The organism is Granulicella rosea (assembly GCF_900188085.1).
Classification (GTDB): Bacteria; Acidobacteriota; Terriglobia; order Terriglobales; family Acidobacteriaceae; genus Edaphobacter; species Edaphobacter rosea.
In genome coordinates, this window is sequence record NZ_FZOU01000009.1 from 32,776 (window position 1) to 50,598 (window position 17,823).

At 62.6% G+C, this 17,823-nt stretch carries 10 protein-coding genes; 8 read left to right on the forward strand and 2 right to left on the reverse strand.

Features of this window, described 5'->3' with window-relative positions; genetic code table 11:
- The first annotated feature begins 131 nt into the window (after window positions 1-131).
- Window positions 132-1,037, forward strand: a complete 906-nt coding sequence (locus CHB87_RS18895) for a LysR family transcriptional regulator (RefSeq protein ID WP_089410013.1) — start codon at window positions 132-134, stop codon at window positions 1,035-1,037.
- A gap of 36 nt (window positions 1,038-1,073) precedes the next feature.
- Here the strand turns inward: CHB87_RS18895 and CHB87_RS18900 are convergent, their stop codons facing one another.
- On the reverse strand, window positions 1,074-2,366 hold the full coding sequence (locus CHB87_RS18900) for a hypothetical protein (protein WP_089410014.1): 1,293 nt from the start codon (window positions 2,364-2,366) through the stop codon (window positions 1,074-1,076).
- Between the two features lie 389 nt (window positions 2,367-2,755).
- Between CHB87_RS18900 and CHB87_RS18905 the strand changes: the two genes are divergently transcribed.
- The 5 genes from CHB87_RS18905 (at window position 2,756) to CHB87_RS18925 (ending at window position 13,089) form a co-directional block, all read left to right on the forward strand.
- Window positions 2,756-4,591 (forward strand): TPR end-of-group domain-containing protein, encoded by a 1,836-nt coding sequence (locus CHB87_RS18905; protein WP_245818093.1) that lies wholly within the window; start codon window positions 2,756-2,758, stop codon window positions 4,589-4,591.
- A 342-nt stretch (window positions 4,592-4,933) separates the two neighbouring features.
- Window positions 4,934-8,479, forward strand: coding sequence for a carboxypeptidase-like regulatory domain-containing protein (locus tag CHB87_RS18910; RefSeq protein WP_089410016.1), 3,546 nt, complete (start codon window positions 4,934-4,936; stop codon window positions 8,477-8,479).
- 87 nt (window positions 8,480-8,566) lie between these two features.
- The gene (locus CHB87_RS18915) at window positions 8,567-10,171 is read left to right on the forward strand and encodes a rhamnogalacturonidase (RefSeq protein WP_245818094.1); all 1,605 of its coding nucleotides are present in this window, start codon (window positions 8,567-8,569) and stop codon (window positions 10,169-10,171) included.
- A gap of 134 nt (window positions 10,172-10,305) precedes the next feature.
- Complete coding sequence (locus CHB87_RS18920) at window positions 10,306-11,640, forward strand: MGH1-like glycoside hydrolase domain-containing protein (protein WP_089410018.1); 1,335 nt, start codon at window positions 10,306-10,308, stop codon at window positions 11,638-11,640.
- 180 nt (window positions 11,641-11,820) lie between these two features.
- A complete protein-coding gene (locus CHB87_RS18925; protein WP_089410019.1) occupies window positions 11,821-13,089 on the forward strand; it encodes a carbohydrate porin in 1,269 nt (422 codons plus the stop codon).
- A gap of 116 nt (window positions 13,090-13,205) precedes the next feature.
- Here the strand turns inward: CHB87_RS18925 and CHB87_RS18930 are convergent, their stop codons facing one another.
- Window positions 13,206-13,787, reverse strand: a complete 582-nt coding sequence (locus tag CHB87_RS18930; RefSeq protein ID WP_089410020.1) for a KdsC family phosphatase — start codon at window positions 13,785-13,787, stop codon at window positions 13,206-13,208.
- A 301-nt stretch (window positions 13,788-14,088) separates the two neighbouring features.
- Between CHB87_RS18930 and CHB87_RS18935 the strand changes: the two genes are divergently transcribed.
- Together CHB87_RS18935 and CHB87_RS18940 are read left to right on the forward strand one after the other, a co-directional pair.
- On the forward strand, window positions 14,089-14,685 hold the full coding sequence (locus tag CHB87_RS18935; protein ID WP_425432493.1) for a response regulator transcription factor: 597 nt from the start codon (window positions 14,089-14,091) through the stop codon (window positions 14,683-14,685).
- Window positions 14,686-14,798: 113 nt separating this feature from the next.
- Window positions 14,799-17,822 (forward strand): sensor histidine kinase, encoded by a 3,024-nt coding sequence (locus tag CHB87_RS18940; protein WP_176441860.1) that lies wholly within the window; start codon window positions 14,799-14,801, stop codon window positions 17,820-17,822.
- Window position 17,823 lies beyond the last annotated feature (1 nt).

The following is a 17,823-nucleotide window of genomic DNA, read 5'->3' on the forward strand; positions in this document are numbered from 1 at the left end:
GGGTTCGTAAACCATCGGAAGAACCGCGCATATCTATAGATACATCTTCCCGGGGCCACGAAGCGTAGTTTGTTCCGAAGCAAATCATCGGAAAAAACGATGCTCGCGCGGTTTTAATTTAGAGTGGAGAGATGGAACTGAGACATCTTCGATATTTCGTCGCTGTTGCTGAAAACAAGGGGTTTGGAGTGGCTGCACGCCTGCTCTCCGTCTCGCAGTCCGCGATCAGCGAACAGGTGCGCGACTTGGAGGATGAGGTCGGAACCGCACTGTTCGACCGGTCAAACCGACGCATCGGTCTAACCGCTGAAGGAGAGCAGTTTCTTGAAGATGCGCGGGGCATCCTGCGGCTCGCCGATCAGGCGGTGGAGAATATCCAACGTTCGCTTCGCGGCGAGGTGGGCACGCTGACGATCGGGTTCTTCACCGGAGGCACCGGTTCGTTCTTTCCTCAGCTCATTAAGGAGTTCCGCAGGCGGTTCAAGGGAGTCCGGGTGCAGTTGATGGAGATGCCGCCCGGTCTGCAACACCGCGCGTTGCAAAATGGCGCGCTCGATATCGGCTTCACACGGGCGGTGCAGTCGGTCGACGCACGGGTGCTGTCTTCGGAGCACTTCCAGACAGAGGCGATCTATGCCGTGCTGCCGATCGATCATCCGCTCGCGAAGCGGCGATCGATCCTGCTGCGCGATCTTGCGCAGGAGCAGTTCGTCCTGAACGACCGCAAGTATTCGCCGGCGGTCGCGGACAAGATCTTCGCGCTCTGCGCGCAGGCCGGCTTCTCGCCGCAGCTTGGGGCGAGCGCCACCAACGCGCCGGGAGCGATTGCGCTGGTGCAGGCCGGTGAGGGAATCGCGATTCTCCCCGGTGGCTCGCGCCTGCTCAACAATAAGGATGTTGTCTTCGTGCCGCTGGCCGACAAGGGCGCCACGGTCGAACTGGTGATCGCGTGGTCGTCGCAGCACGAGACGCCGGTGATCCGGTCGTTCCTGGAGCTGGCGCGGAAGAAGAGCCGCAAGACGGATCGCACAGGATGACAGGCATCTGGGCGATGCTCAGGCGGAGATTCGAACTTACTCGCAGGCGTTCTTCGGGCGATGCTTTGCGCCGGCCAGTTCGTTGAGGTAGGTCTCCAGATTGCTGTAGCCCGTCTTCCGGTCGATCTTCTGGCCGTCCGAAGTGTTGTGCGGATCGAGGCCGTGGGCGCTCTCCCAGGCGTCGGGGATTCCATCGCCGTCGCTGTCGAGCGGCGCGGCGACTGGGTGTGGTGCAGACTGCGGTCCGTCTTCCGACTCATCGGCGATGAGCTTACCCTGCTTGCCGTAGGAGAGAAGTTCGTCGATCAGCTTCCGGTCCACGGCGTCGCGGCAGAGGGAGTCGCCCGCGTCGTCGGCGACGAGCGCGACGAGATCGAGGGCCGGCACGCTGTGGACGGGAACCTCGGGTTTGGCGAACGGTTCGGCGACGACGTCGGCGTTGACCTGCTCGAAGTCGGCGGCGGTGACTGGGCGACCGTCGAGCCTGCCGTTGCGGTCGAGGTCGGCGTAGTTGCCGGTCTGGTAGGTGTGGTCGGTCTTGGTGAACTCGCCGATGAAGCCGCCGCTGGAGTTCGGACCGGCGATGAAGTAATTGTTCACCAGGTCGGCGTAGTGGCTCTCCGCTCCGTGGCCGCCGACGTATCCCGCGACGCCCCAGTTGTACACGACGTTGTTCACGTACTGGATGTGGCCCTTGCCCTTGGGGTTGCGGCTCTTGTTGTCGATCCACAGGTTGTGGCTGAGGGTGAGGTAGTCGCTTTCGCAGAGGCAGCCGAAGCGCTGCGGAACGATGCCCTGGCCGACGATGGACCTCTGAATCGTCGAGTAGCTGTTGCCATTGGTCTGAATGTTGTCCCATCGACCCCACTCGATGGACAGGTGATCGAGCATGACGTGGTCGGCGTCGGCCAGGTTCAGCGAGCTGACCTTTGGCCCCTCGGCCAGGCCGCCGCGAAAGCGCACATAGCGGATGACGATGTTGTGCGATTTGCCCATCGACACCTTTGCGCCGGCGATGGTGATGCCGGCGCCGGGCGCGGTCTGGCCGGCGATGGTCAGGTTGCTGCCGAGATCCATGTTCGACTTGAGATTCACCACGCCGTTGACGGCGAAGACGACCGTCACGTTCGATCGGCTGGCCGCGTCGCGGAACGAGCCGGGGCCGTCGTCACGCAGGTTGGTGACCGTGACGACTGGCTTGCCGCGTCCGCCGGAGGCTGTGGCGCCGAATCCCTCGGCGCCCGGGAAGGCGATGGTGTTGGATTGGGCAAGGGCGCATGCCGCGCCGAGAGGAAGAAGCAGACCGGATAGAGCGAGGAGTGATCTCACGGGTATCGAACGTCCTTGTGGCTGGGGTATTGGCGTCGTCTGGCGCGCCAGTTTTGCAGTCGAATCATTGAACCACGACGTTTTCGCGGCCGCCACGCTACAAATTTCGGCTTCGCCCGTTTGTTCCATTAAGACGATTGCTTTCAGTTGTTTATCAAGACGTTTGCTGGGGCTTTTCGGAGTGTATCGGGCGGTCCGGTCGGTGTTTCGGGCTGTGATAGATTGGTGCGCAGGGGATACCATGAGGTATGGAGATTGTCGCTCAAGCTCGAACAACTGAGGAGCTCACTCCAGACCAACTCCTGCAGGTGAGGCAGCACCTTAAAGAGGTGCTCGCAAGCCCTGCGTTTTCCGCCAGCAAACGCGCCCAGGACTTTCTACAACTCGTTGTGAACCATGCTCTTGAAGGCGAGTACGACTCGCTGCGCGAGCGGATGATCGGCGCCGAGATGTTCGGCCGGCGGGTCGACTACGACACCGGCAGCGACTCGGTCGTGCGGGTAAAGGCGACCGAGGTGCGCAAGAAGCTGGCGCAATACTATCTCGAATCGGGCGCGCACGAGGTGCGGTTGGAGCTGCCGAGCGGATCGTATGTGCCGCGTTTCGTCTTTCAGCCGGTGGAGAGCGTCGATGCGGCTGCGGTTGTGCCGGTCTCGTCGCTCGCGACGCCGACGGCTCCGTCGACAGCTTCGGGGCAGATCTCGGAAGCTGCGGTGGATCGCCCTGAGGAGGATGCGATTCATGCCGCGGCGCCGTGGAAGCGGCTGGCGCGCGTGTCGCCCTATGTCTGGGCGGGGCTGGTCCTGCTGGCGGTGGCAGCGATCTTTGGCATGCGGCGGTGGGTCTTCGGCAATGGCGCGACGGCGATCCGGTCGGTCGCGGTGCTGCCGCTCGAGAATCACTCCGGCGTTCCCGCGCAGGAGTACATCGCCGACGGCATGACCAAGGAGCTGGTGAGCGATCTGGGGCAGGTTGGCGCGCTGAAGGTCGCGACCATCGGCTCCGTGATGAGCTACCAGGGCACGCGGAAGAGCGCGACCGAGATCGGCAAGGAGCTGGGAGTCGAGGGCATCGTTCAGGGAAGCATCCTGCGCGAAGGGACGCGCGTGCTGGTCTATGTGCGATTTATCGATGCGCGTGCGAATCGTGTTCTGTGGATGCACAACTATGTTCGCGATCTGAAGAGCGCGCTGGCCTGGCAGGGCGAGGTCTCGCAGGCGATCGTGAAGGAGATCGCCGCAAGCGCGACGCCGCAGGGTCAGGCCAGAAGCGCGCACAGCCATCCGGTCGATCCGGTGGCGCAGGATCTGTATCTGCATGGCCGGTATCTGCTGGAGGCGGAGGATTGCGTGAATGCGGCGGACTACTTCCGCGCCGCGCTGAACGTGAACTCCAGCTACCCGCAGGCGCAGGCGGGTCTGGCGTTCTGCGACGGGCATCTCGGCGAGACGGACCGTATCAACTCGAACGACGCCTTCGCCAACCAGAAGATCGAGGCGCTGAAGGCGATCGAACTGGATCCGACGGTCGCGGAAGGGCACGCTGAGCTGGCTAACGCCGCGATCAACCTGAACTGGGACTGGGCGACTGCGGGCGCGGAGTTTCGGCGGGCGCTGGAGCTGAATCCGAAGTCTGCGTCGATCCATGAGGAGTACGAACGCTACCTGGTGCGGACGGGCCGTGTGCGGGAGACGCTCGCGGAGGTGCAGCGCAGCGAGGATATGGACCCGACCTCGAGCCGTTTGTATCACCTGGAGGGCGTCATTCTGTACTACTGCAGGCAGTACGACCAGGCGCTGCTGCTGGTGCAGAAGGTTCGGACGATGGATATTCCGCCGCCGAACTGGCACTTTCTGATGGGCGAGATCGACGCGGAAAAGGGCGCCTATGCCGACGCGATCTTCGAGTTCCTGCACGCCGGCAGCCGGCCGCAGACGCTGGGCCATCTGGGCAATCTGTACGCGCGGGCTGGGCAGGTCGACAATGCGCTGGCGATCATTCCGCAGCTCGAGGAGACGGTGAAGAACGAGGGCATAGGCCGGTACGAGATTGCGCTGGTCTACGCCGGACTGGGCAGGAAGACCGAGGCGTTCAAGTGGCTGGAGGAGTCGTACAAGGCCCACGACGAGGGGATTACCTATATTAAGGTGGAGCCCTGTCTCGACCCGCTGCGCGGCGATCCCCGGTTCAACGATCTGCTGAGCCGGGTTGGGCTGACGCAGTAGTTCTCCAGGGCACATGCTACCTGCGCCAGGCAGGAACAAACAACAGCCAAGGCCAAAGCAGATCCTTCGCTGCGCTCAGGATGACACGATTTGTGAGGGATTCTTATCCGTGGAGCCTGCATTCTGGTGCAGCAAACGTCCCCGATTGCCCAGCAAACGTCCTGCCAAGTAATTGAAAGTAAAGAGAAATTTGGCGGAATCGGGCGGCCAAGCCGTTAGTAGCGTGTTCAGCGGTTAAATCGCGATGTTTCAATGGCAACACTTTTTCGAGGGACAAAGCCGGCGCGGTCTACGCGATGCTTCGCTCTCGATCATCCTCCAGGCCATTGAAAGAGCTTCGCCATGAATCAGCAGATATCACGCTTCATCCGCTTTACCTTCTCCTTTGTCCTTGTGCTTCTGTTGCTTGTGGGCGGACGGCTCACCGCGCAGGAGTTTCGCGGAACCATCAGCGGAACCGTCAGCGACTCGGGCGGCGCCATTATCCCGCAGGCCGCGGTCACGGTTCGAGACACCGATACGGGCGCCGTCTATAAGGTGAAGTCGGACGACAAGGGCTTCTACTCGGCGTCGTCGCTGGCTCCGGGCAAGTACGAGGTTCGGGTGGAGTCGCCGAGCTTTCAGGCGTACATCCGCAATGGCATCACGGTGCAGGCGGGCGATCATGCGTCGATCGACGTGACTCTGACGGCGGGCGACGTGTCGCAGTCGGTCACGGTGACGTCGGATGCGCCGATGGTCGATGCGACCAACGCCGCCATCGGGCAGAGCATTTCGACGAAGGAGGTGGAAGATCTGCCACAGAACGGCCGCACGCCGGTCGTGCTGGCGCAGCTTGCGCTCGGCGTTTCGAGCACCTCGCCTCCGGCGCAGGTTCGTCCGTTCGACAACGGCGGCGCGGCGTCGATCACGGTGGCCGGCGCGAAGAACCAGACGACCGAGACGCTGCTCGACGGCTCGCCCGACACGGACAGCCAGTTGAAGGTCGCGTACAGCCCGCCGCAGGACGTGGTGCAGGAGGTCAAGGTCTATGCCTTCCAGGTGGACGCGGCTTACGGGCACTCCGGCGGCGGCATTATCAACCAGGTGACCAAGGGCGGCGGAAACCACCTGCACGGCTCGATCTACGAGTACAACCAGACGGCGGCCTTTACGGCGAACAACTACTTCAGCAAGCGCAACGGCACGCCGCGGCCCAACACGCACTACAACCAGTATGGAGCGTCGTTTGGCGGCCCGGTCTATATCCCGAAGCTCTTCAATGGGCGCGACAAGGTCTTCTTCCAGTTCGGCTATGAAGGCATCCGCGACTCGCAGCCTTCGAGCGGCTACCTGCATGTGCCGACGGACCCGGAGAAGAACGGCGACTTCTCGGACCTGCTGGCGGCTGGCGGCGCGAGCTACACGATCTACGATCCTTCGACGGCGGTGCTGGCCGGCACGACGGTGACTCGCACGGCGTTCGCGGGCAACAAGCTGACGACGCCGGTGAACCCCGTCGCGGCGGCGCTGTTGAAGTACTATCCGGAGCCGAATGTTCCGGGCGCGACGGCGGCGACGCTGAACAACTACTTCAACAACTTCGCGAGCACGGATACGTATGACAACCAGTTCGGCCGCATGGACTTCAACATCACGACGCGGAACAAGCTGTTCTTCGACGTGCGCCACAACAACCGCGTGCAGTCGACGTCGAACTACTTCGGCAACGCCGCCACCGGCGCGCTGCTGACGCGCGTGAACTGGGGCGCGGTGGTGGACGATGTGCATGCCTTCAACGCGTCCACGGTCGGGAACGTGCGCTTCAACTGGACGCGCTACGCGTCGCTGACGGGTGGGCCGAGCCAGGGCGCTGACGTGACCTCGGTCGGTTATCCTGGGTCGCTGGAGACGAATACGAACCTGAAGCAGTTGCCGAGCGTCGCCATCGGCAGCACGGGGGCGTGCAACAAGACCAGCACGGAGACGACCTTCGCCTGCCTGTTTACGCCCAACAACACGCCGAACGCGAACTGGAACGACAGCTTCCACATCTTCGGCAGCGTGACGAAGGTGCTGGGCAATCACTCCATCAAGGCCGGCGCGGATGCACGTGAGTACCGCATCGAGAATATCTCGTACGGCTACCCGACGGGGCAGTTCGTCTACGGCACGAGCTTTACGCAGCAGTCGAGCACGTCGGCGGCGGCGCCGTTCGGACAGGATCTGGCGGCGTTCGAGCTTGGCCTGCCGACCTCGGGCAGCATCAACCGCAACGTATTCACCGCGACGTGGAACCGGTACCTGGGCGTCTTCGGTCAGGACGACTGGCGCGTGGCCAAGAGCCTGACGCTGAACATCGGTCTGCGCTTCGATCACGACTTCCCGCTCTATGAGCGGCACAACCGCGCCATCTCCAGCTTCGATCCGACGTTGACGACGCCGGTGGGCACGGCTGCGGCGACGGCCTACAACGCCAACCCGATCTCGCAGATTCCGGCGGGCCAGTTCCAGGCTCCGGGCGGGGTGGTGTACGCGAGCGACGCGCGGCGCCAGCTCTACAACACGGACTCCTATACCTTCAGCCCGCGGCTTGGGTTTGCGTGGACGCCTCCGAACCTGAACGGCAAGACGACGGTCACCGGCGGCTTCTCGATCTTCGTCTTCCCGGTGCAGAACCTGGCGACGATCAACAGCACGGGTTACAGCACGACGACGGCGTATGTGGCGACGAATAACAACTACCTGACGCCCGCGACGACGATCGCCAACCCTTTCCCGACCGGCCTGATCCAGGCGGCGGGCGCGAGCGGCGGCGCGGCCACCAACCAGGGGCTGGCGACGCAGACCTTCAATCAGCATATGAAGAACGGCTACTCCGAGCGGTATGCGCTCTCGGTGCAGCAGCAGTTCGATGCGAACACGGTCTTTCAGTTGGCGTATATCGGCGCGCACTATGTGAAGCTGCAGGTGGGGTCCATCTCGTTGAACCCGATTCCGCAGCAGTATCTCAGCGCGTCGCCGGTGAAGAACGTGGCGCAGGCGGCGGTGTTGACGGGTTCTGTCGCGAATCCGTTCGCTGGGTTGCTGCCGGGCACGACGCTGAATGCGGCGACCATCGCGCGTGGACAGTTGCTGACGGCCTATCCGCAGTATCCGATCAGCGGCCTGACGCTGGCCGATGTGGACAACGGTTCGAGCAACTACAACAGCCTGAACGCGCGTATCCAACACCGTATTTCGAAGGGTCTTTCGGTGATTGCGAACTACACCTATTCGAAGAATATCGAGCAGGTGACGAAGCTGAACGACAGCGATACGAAGTACGAGAAGCGCGTCTCGTCGTTTGACTATCCGCACAAGCTGGTGATCGCAACGACGTATACGCTGCCTTACTCGGCGACGGGCGGAAGTGGCTTTGCGAGCCATGTGACGCATGCGGTGCTGGGCGGATGGGCGGTGAGTGGGATCTATCTGCTGCAGTCCGGCGCGCCTATCGGGTTCGGCAACATTATCTACTCGGGCGGTCCGCTGAACCTGAACCCGCGCCAGACCGCGCCGAAGACGCCTGCCTTCGACGTCAGCCAGTTCGACACGGCGACCGCCGACCAGCCGACGGCGTCGGTGAACGGAGTGACGGTGCAGACCAACATCCGCACGCTGCACTCCACGTTCGGGCAGTATCGCGCGGACAAGGTAAACAATATCGACGCGTCGGTCGCGCGGCAGTTCAAGTTCCGCGAACTGGTTACGGGCGAGCTTCGGATGGAGGCGTTCAATGCGCTGAACCATGCGGAGTTCGGGGCGCCGAACATGACGCCGACCAGCGGCGTGGGCACCTTCGGCACGATCAGCTCGCAGGCGAACAACCCCAGGGTGGTGCAGCTCTCGGGGCATATTCGCTTCTAACGGTTTTCTCCACAAGCCGGGCACGACACTGGCAGTACGGCCCGGCTTGTATTTTTATCTGGCACGGATTGCAGGAAGGAAATACGCGTGACTAATCGTCGAGAGATGCTTCGCCTGACCGGGATGGGCGGGGCTGCGGCAGGTTTGCTTTACTCCCCATCGCTTGGGGCTGCGCCTTTGCATGCTGCCCCGGCTCTCGTCGACTTCGACGTGCGCCGTTATGGCGCGAAGGGCGACGGCGCCACGATCGACTCGCCCGCCATCAACGCCGCCATCGATGCCGCCGCCGCGATCGGCGGGGGTATCGTGCGGTTTCCGGCGGGCACGTATGCGAGCTACTCGGTCCGTTTGAAGAGCAACATCGTGCTGATGCTCGAACCCGGCAGCACGCTGCTGGCGGCGTCCGTGCCGGAGCAGGGAACCACCACCGGCGGCTACGACGCGGCGGAGCCGAACGAGTTCGAGCAGTATCAGGACTTCGGCCACAGCCATTGGCACAACTCGCTGATCTGGGGCGAGGGGCTGCATGATATTGCGATCCTGGGCACGGGTCTGATCTATGGCAAGGGACTGTCGGTCGGGCGGAAGAACGAGCCTCCGCTGGCCGAGCTGCCGGGCGTCGGCAATAAGGCGATCGCGCTGAAGAACTGCCATAACGTGACGCTGCGCGACTTCAGCATTCTGCAGGGCGGGCACTTCGGCATTCTGGCGACCGGCGTCGACAACCTGACGATCGACAACCTGAAGGTGGACACGATGCGCGACGGCATCGACGTGGACTGCTGCCACAACGTGCGGATCGTCAACTGCAGCGTGAACTCGCCGTGGGATGACGGCATCTGCCCGAAGTCGTCGTTCGCGCTGGGCTATGCGCGGACGACGGAGAACCTGACGATCTCGAACTGCTTCGTGACGGGCAACTACAAGCTGGGCGCGATGCTCGACGGCAGCTACACGCACTTTGCGCCGGGCGAGCATGGCAGCCCGACCGGGCGCATCAAGCTCGGGACGGAGTCGGCGGGAGGGTTCAAGAACGTCGCCATCTCGAACTGCGTCTTCGACCAGTGCGCGGGATTTGCACTGGAGAGCGTGGACGGCGCGATCGTCGAGGACGTGACCTTCACGGGCATCACGATGCGGGAGTGCGCGGGGTCGGTGCTCCTGCTGCGTCTTGGGCGGCGCATGAGGGCGCCGGCGGGGACGCCGATCGGGACGATGAAGCGGATTATCATCAGCGATGTCGTCAGCTCCAACTGCAAGTCGAAGCTGGCTTCGACGATCAGCGGCATTCCGGGACACCTGATTGAAGATGTGAAGTTGAGCAACCTTTACCTGCATCACGACGGCGGCGGTACGGCTGCGGCCGCGGCGATTCTGCCGCCGGAGAAGGAGGATGCCTATCCTTCGTCGGGCATGTTCGGCGCGCTGCCGGCGCATGGATTCTTCGTGCGGCATGCGCGGAACCTGGAGTTTTCGAACATCGAGATCGCGTGCGCGACGCCGGATATGCGGCCTGCGTTCTGGCTGCAGAATGTGGATGGCGCGGACTTCTTCCGCGTCAAGACGCCGCGTATGGGGAGTCCGCGTGTCTTCGATCTGCGGGATGTGATTAACTTCAGTGTGTCTGCTGGCCGGGGTGTGAAGGATTTGGCGAAGCCCGAGAAGGTGACGGAGAAGATCGATCTGGGCTGAAGAGCCTTGTGGGTTGAAGGCGGATTACACTGTTGTCCCGAGCAAGAACAAGCAACGACAAAAGCCAATGCAGGGCCTTCACTTCGCTCAGGATGACAAGCGTTTTGGGCGTGATGAACTGAAAGGGAGATACCATGGATCGCCGCACTTTTCTGGCGCAAGCCTCCGCTGTCGTCGCCTCGGCTTATGCGCCTTCCGCTTCGGCGTCTCCCGCCGCAGCCATGCCGTATCCTGCCTTTCCCGACAAAGATCCGAAGTGGAAGCGGACGTGGGATGCGGCGCTTGAAGCGCTCGCGGGCAACATCAAGGTTGTGCCGAAGTACGATCAGCCGGTGCTGCTCGAAGGCGCGGTCTACCCCGGCGTGTGGCAGGAGTGCGCGCCGCAGGAGGGACTGGTCTACGGGACGCTGGCGCGGTACATCGCGCCGGTTGAGGGGTGTCCCGCGCCGCTCGAGATCGCGCGCAACAATCACATGGCGTTCTTTTCGCTGCAGAAGCCGGATGGTCAACTGCCCTGCTCGGTGAAGATGTTGGCCACGGGTTACGGGCAGATTCAGATGGTCGTGCCCATCGCCGCGACGGCGTGGGAGCTGGTGCAGGCGACGCACGACGAGCAGTTTCTCGCGACCGCCTACACGGCCTGTTCGCGGTGGGATGCTTGGCTACGCGAGTTTCGCGATACGCGCAAGACCGGCCTGACCGAGGGCTTCTGCATCTACGACACGGGTCACGACAATAGCCCGCGGTGGACGGGCACGCCGAAGCAGTGTCCGCAGGCGGATGCACACCTGTACGATCACACGGTCGCGACGCTGCCGCGGCTTTGTCCCGATCTTTCGGCGACAACCTACGGCGGACGCGTGGCCCTGGCCGCGATGGCGAAGGCGCTGGGGAAGAAGGACGAGGCGGCGCGCTGGCAGGCTGATGCCGAGACCATCCGCAGGCTCATCATCGACAAGCTCTACGACCCGAAGGACGCAGCGTTTTACGACCTCGACGCCCAGGGCAACTTCGTCCGCGTGCGGTCGGATGTCATCAGCCGCGTGCTGGGCGAGCATGTGCTGAAGCTCGACGACCGACACGACCGCGCGATCTTCGACGCCGTCTGGACGCGGCAGATTCATAACCCGAAGGCGTTCTGGGCGCCGTTTCCGCTGACGTCGATCGCGCAGGACGACCCGGTCTTCGTGCGGCCGATTCCGCGCAATAGCTGGGGCGGCGCATCGCAGGCGCTGACCGCGCTGCGGGCGCCACGCTGGATGTCGCACTATGGTAAAGATGTCGAGCTGAACCACCTGATGTACCAGTGGTGCGAGGCGATCAGCCGGTACACCGAGTTCCGCCAGCAGATGGATCCGCTGACGGGCGACTTCACGCGCGTGGACGCCAGCGGTTACTCGCCCGCGGCGCTGGCGTATCTCGACTTTATCGTGCGTTTACAGGGAGACGCGGGCCGCAGACACGGATAGCTGACCCGCCGGTCATTTTCTTACTGTTTCAACATCTATTCATGAATCCAAAGGACTCTTTCGCGACATCTGATTTAAAGTAGTCACGAAAGAAGTCGAACAATGAACGTTCCATCAAGCCGCCGGGTAAGCAGGACCGGCTCGCATCGCATCTTCGCACTGGTTTTTGTTGCAACCTGCATGGCCATTCCGGTTCATGCACAGATCGGGTCGGGTTCGCCCAACGCCTCGGCCCGTGTCCAGGTACAGACGCAGGCTCAGACGAAGGTCGACGAGTCGACCGAGCCGCCACCGCTTTATCCTGGGGAGGCGCTCGACCAGGATGTGGCCGTGCTGTCGAAGGTTCCTGCCGACCCCCTCTTCAGGACCGATCCCTTTCATCCGGTGCTCCGGCCGTTCGACAGCGCGATGAACGATCTGCGCAAGGCGGAGCGTCTCAGCTTTGGCGCCACGTACACCGTGGTGAATCAGTATGCGACGGTGACGCCCGAGGGGGTTCGCCATAACTGGGCCACGGGGCGATTCGACCTGGCGGGCGGCTGGAAGGCATACGACCATGGCGGCAACGCCGGATCGTTCAGCCTGCTGGTGCGTTCGGGGACGAATATCGGGGTGAGCGAGCAGTTCAACCTGAGCGACAGGCTGGGTTCGGGGCTGGTGCTGAACTGTCTGCCGGGCGGCGGCCCGCAGGAGCCGATCACGCTGAACGTACTTTACTACCGGCAGGACTTCTACCGGCGGAAGATGGCGTTCTACATCGGCAAGATTCACCCGAACGAGTTCATCAGCCTCAGCCTCTACAACAATGACGAGCGCACGCAGTTCCTGAATGCGGAGAACGACGGCAACCTGACGATTCCGTCGGACGGCACCTATGCCGGCGGCGCGGCGCTGGAGTACCAGGCGACGGAGCACATCTACATTCATGCCGTGACGGTCGACACCGAGGGCGCGCAGCAGAAGGGTCTGAAGACGCTGGCGGACAAGAAGTATATGAATGCGGTCGAGCTGGGTTGGAAGAGCGGCGCGCCGACGAAGCAGGAGCATATCTTTCGGCTGTTGCTGTGGAGAGACGACACGGCCAAGCTGGGCAGCGGCGCGGGGGCGGGCTTCGGCTCCGACTATGAGTTGAAGAGCGGCTGGGTTCCGTTTGGCCGCGTCGGCGTGGCGACCGACACGGGCTCGAATATCAAGCGCGTCTTCGATGCGGGCGTGGTGAATATCCATCCGTTTGGACGGCGTGGAGATATGTTCGGCGCATCGTTCACCCTGACCGACCCGAGCCACGGCGCGCTGCATCACGAGAGCCTGTTCGAGACGTTTTACCGGGTGCGGATGACGCAGAGCCTGGAGCTTGGACCGGACCTCGAGGTCGACATCCATCCCACGAGCAGCGCGAAGCAGTACACGACGGCGCTGCTGGGGGCGAGGATGCGGATCATCTTCTGAGTGTATTCGCTTCCTGGAGCGAGGTAAGAACATACAACGGAAAAGGCCAAAGCAGGTCCTTCGCTACGCTCAGGATGACAGGCATTTTGGGTTGATGGACAACAGGGTAAGCAGCTCTAGGCGAGGGCTTTGGGTATGGCCTCTTCCCAGCGGCCCTGCGACTTCAGGATCAGTTCGATGACCTCGCGCGCGGCGCCACGGCCGCCTCCGCGCTGCGCGGTGTAGTGGCAGACGGCCTTCAACTCAGGCACGCCGTCGGCGACGCAGACGGCGAGTCCGGCCCGGCGTGCGAGCGGGATGTCGGGCAGGTCGTCGCCCATGTACGCCGTCTCTTCTTCGGTGACGCCTGCGAGCTGCAGGCATTCTTCAAAGGCCGCGGTTTTGCTGGCCTGTCCGAGATAGACGTAAGGGACGTGCATCTCCTTCGCTCTCTGGCTGACGGCCGGCGAGCGTCGGCCAGTGATGAAGCCTGTCTGGATGCCCATGGTGTGGGCGAGCGAGAGACCCTGTCCATCCTGCGCGTTGAAGACCTTCATCTCGGTGACGACGGGCTCGCCGGAGCCGGGCGCGGAGAGGGTGGAGACGAGGCAGATGCCGCCGTCGGTGAGCGTGCCGTCGACGTCCATGAGGAAGAGCTTGATCTTGCGGGCCCGCTCCAGAACATCGGGGGAGACGGAGGCCAGTTCGGTAGCGGGCATACGGGTGCTCCTTCATGAATGACCGGCTTCAAAAGGGGTCTCGTCGGATTATAAGCCGCGGCGGCTCATGAACGCCCGACACGTTGCATGACACGATCGGTAGAGGCGGCGTCGCGGCAAATTCGCGGTTACACGAAAGGATTACCGGCGCATACTGCTCTCAAGCGTTTCGCAATGGCGTGGCTCTTCTAGACTTGGAACTTGAGAGATGAGGTCCGGTTTTATGCCACTGGCGATCGACATAAGCAGCAGTGGGAAAAGAGGCAACGTGGGAACATCACACCGTATCAAGATTCTTTGCGTGGACGATCACCCCCTTGTACGCGACGGGATCGCATTCGCTCTTCAGTTGCAGAGCGACATGGAGCTGGTCGGGGAGGCGACCGACGGTCTGGACGCCGTCAGCGCATTTCGCCGCCATCGACCGGATGTGACGCTGATGGACCTGCAGATGCCGAACATGAACGGCGTTGAGGCGACGGTGAAGATACGCGAGGAGTTTCCCAACGCAAAGATCATCGTGCTGACGACTTACTCGGGCGACATCCAGGCGTCGCGCGCGTTGAAGGCCGGCGCGGTGGGGTACATCCTCAAAAACATGCTGCGCACGGAGCTGATGGATACGATTCGTCGCGTGTATGCGGGGCAGCGACGCATCCCGGCGGAGATCGCCCAGCAGATCGCCGAACATATCAGCGCGGATGAGCTCTCCGCGCGTGAGATCGAGGTGCTGCGTCATGTCGCGGGCGGCTGCTCGAATAAGGTGGTCGCGGACAATCTGCGTCTGTCGGAGGATACGATCAAGGCGCATATGCGGAGCATTCTCGAAAAGCTGCAGGCCAACGATCGCACGCATGCCGTGACGATCGCGATGAGGCGCGGGCTCTTCGAAGGCTGACTGGTAAAGGGCGCCGGACTGCTTCGCCGGTTGAAGCTACGTAAGAGATTTGCTGGTCTATGATCGATCCCATGAGCTCGTCTTGCAAGCCCCACCATGCACGGAGCCGGACCATGAGAACGGCGCTCCTGTTCGTGTGGCAGGTTCTGCTGATGGGCTCCGTACTTCGTGGCGAGCCGAAGAAGACGCGTGCGCCCTTCCTGCCTGAGATGATTCCGCATGTGGCGCATGTGGGCTGGACCGAGCGCGACGGCGCTCCACTGAATATCGTCGCGATCGCGCAGACCGACGATGGCTATCTTTGGGTTGGCTCTCCCTTTGGGTTATACCGCTTCGATGGCGTCACCTTCGCGAGTTATCCGGTTACGCCGCTCGATGCTCCTCTGCCGGTAACCAATGTCGGCGCGCTCAGCTCCGATGGGCAGGGCGGACTGTGGATCGGTTACGATCATGGCGGCATCAGCCACCTGACGCGTACGGGCGCGCTCGTGAACTACAACCCGGAGAACGGACGCGGACCTAACTCCGCGAGTAAGTTCATCCTGCGGCCCGATGGGTCGGTATGGTGCCTGGGCGATAACAAGGTGTTGGTGCTTGACGGCGATCGCTGGGTCGACTTTGGGAGTAAGTCGGGTCTCACTCACAATCAATACCTGTCGCTTTTTTTCGACAGCCGCGGCGATCTATGGACCTCCGCGCGGGGGAAGTTATACGTTCTTCGTCATGGCGAGACACACTTCAGCTTATATCCGATGAAAAGTTTTATTATCGTCGACTTAGCCGAGGCGCCCGATGGCCGTATATGGATCAGCGATGGCTGGCGCTCGGTTCATCCGCTCGACTCGGAGACGAAGCAGATACCCACGAACGGATACGTGCGCATTGTGGAGGCGGATGGAACGCTGTGGATGGCGCAGGATTACAAGGGTGTAAGTCACGTGCGGCAGACGCAGAGCGCCGATCGCTTTTCGGAGCTGGTGAAAGAAAAAGATATGAGCGCGGAGCAGACGAACGCTATCTTCCGCGACCGGGATGGAAGCATATGGGTCGGCACTTCCAAGGGACTCGACCGCTTCAGACCCTCTGTTCTGCGCAAACTTACCAATGCCGAGATTGAATATTATCCGTCTCTCGCACGGGATGCGAGCGGCATGGTGTGGGTCGGCGTGCTCTCTCATCCGGTGGCGCACAGCGAGGGCGGCGGCCTGACAGCGGTCGGCCCATGGGTCGGCTCAAGCCCCATGATCGCGGACGACGCAAAGCGGCTATGGCTGGTGGATCCTTTTCTCAACGCGATCTTCTGCTATGGTCCAAACGGCGTGACCCATGTGCCGATACCGGCCGACGTGCATGGGGTTCCGGCACAGAGCATCGGACTCGATCGCGACGGCGCGGTGCTGGTGTCGTTCGACGGTGGCGGACTCTGGCGCTTCGATGGTGTGTGGCGGCCGGTGGTCGACATGAAGCTGCCGCTCGATGAAGACCCCATCTCGATCTTCCGCGATCCATCCGGCAAAGTGTGGTTCGGCTACACGGGCAAGGTGGCGATGCTTGACGGAGCAGGCTTCCATTTGCTGAACGATGCGCGGATCGCGGGCTTTGGCAGCTTCCTTACCTTTGCGATGTCGCATGGCAGATTATGGGCGGGTGGTTCGCAAGGCGTGGCTTACTTCGACCAAGGCTCGTTTCATTCCGTCGTACTGCAACGTGGGGGCACGCTGAAGGGTGTGTCGGGTATCGTCGAGGACGAGGCCGGCAACCTATGGTTCAACGCGAGTGTCGGCATCGTGCGGTTGAAGGCCGAAGATGTTGACGAGGCGTTGCGCGGCAGGCCGGTGGACTACGACCTGCTGGATCAGCGTCGCGGCGTCGAGGGCGTGGCGACACAACTTCGGCCGACGCCGTCCGCGGTTGCGGGCATGGATGGACTGCTCTGGTTCGCACGCCTGGGCACCGTGTTCACGATTCAGGCGGCACAGTTTTCGCCCAGCGCGGCGGCCCCCATTCCTCTGATCGAAGGCGTGTCTTTGAACGGCGTTGCCGTGAGGGACAGGGAGCATCAGACGGCGCCGCTCGCGATCGGCGCGGCGCATCTGCGCGGCCTGGAGTTCGACTACGCATCGCTCGACCTGATCGCCGCCGAGACGCTTCGCTATGAATACATGCTTGCGGGCGAAGACAAGGGTTGGCAGGAGGCTGGGTCGAGAAGGCAGGCGTTCTATAGCCGCCTTGGCCCGGGCGCGTACCAGTTCCACGTGCGCGTCTCGTCCGCGAAGGGCCAGTGGGTGGAGTTGAGTGCGCCGCTGTTGTTGACGATCCGGCCGGAGTTCTATCAGACGCTGTGGTTTCGCGCGCTCGTCGCGGTGCTGGCGCTGACGCTGCTGTATGCGCTCTACCTGGCGCGAATCGGCTATGTCACGGGGCAACTGCGGGAGCGGCTGCAGGTGCGCGCGGGCGAGCGGTTGCGCATCGCGCGCGAGCTGCACGATACCCTGCTGCAATCGATCCACGGCCTGATGCTGCGCGTTCATTTCGCGACAGACACGTTGCCCGAGGACGACGCCGTCCGCAGCTCTCTGCAACATGCGCTCAAGAGCGCCGATTCGTTGATCCTTGAAGGCCGCCGCCGTGTGCAGGATCTGCGCGAGGAGATACCCGAGGAAGGCGAGTTGACGGTGCGGATCGTGAAGGTCGCGGAGGAGCTGGAGCTTGAGAAGCTATGCTCGTTTCGGCTGGTCGAAGAGGGCAGCCCGAGGAAGCTGCAGCCGGAGATACAGAGCGAGCTATGCCGCATTGCGCGCGAGGCGCTGAGGAACGCGCGATACCACTCGCAGGCAAGCGTCGTCGAGGTGAAGCTCATCTACGAGGCCGCGCAGTTCCTGATGAAGTGCTGCGACAACGGGGTCGGCATGCCGCCGTCGATTGTGGCGACGGGGAATCGTCCAGGGCATTGGGGACTGGCCTCGATGCGCGAGCGAACGAACGTGATCGGCGGCCAGCTTCAGGTGTGGAGCTCGGCTGAGTCGGGCACGGAGGTGATCGTGAAGCTGCCCGCACGCAAGGTGTATGAGGCTCCGGCCGCGCGCTGGATTACGCTGCTGCGAGCGCTGCATCTGGTGAAGCAGGCCGCACCATAAC

Bases quoted from the DNA above. Each gene is read 5' to 3' on its own strand.
- CHB87_RS18930 (WP_089410020.1), bottom strand. From the start codon at position 13,787: ATGCCCGCTACCGAACTGGCCTCCGTCTCCCCCGATGTTCTGGAGCGG.
- CHB87_RS18940 (WP_176441860.1), top strand. From the start codon at position 14,799: ATGAGAACGGCGCTCCTGTTCGTGTGGCAGGTTCTGCTGATGGGCTCC.
- CHB87_RS18925 (WP_089410019.1), top strand. From the start codon at position 11,821: ATGGCCATTCCGGTTCATGCACAGATCGGGTCGGGTTCGCCCAACGCC.
- CHB87_RS18910 (WP_089410016.1), top strand. From the start codon at position 4,934: ATGAATCAGCAGATATCACGCTTCATCCGCTTTACCTTCTCCTTTGTC.
- CHB87_RS18920 (WP_089410018.1), top strand. From the start codon at position 10,306: ATGGATCGCCGCACTTTTCTGGCGCAAGCCTCCGCTGTCGTCGCCTCG.
- CHB87_RS18895 (WP_089410013.1), top strand. From the start codon at position 132: ATGGAACTGAGACATCTTCGATATTTCGTCGCTGTTGCTGAAAACAAG.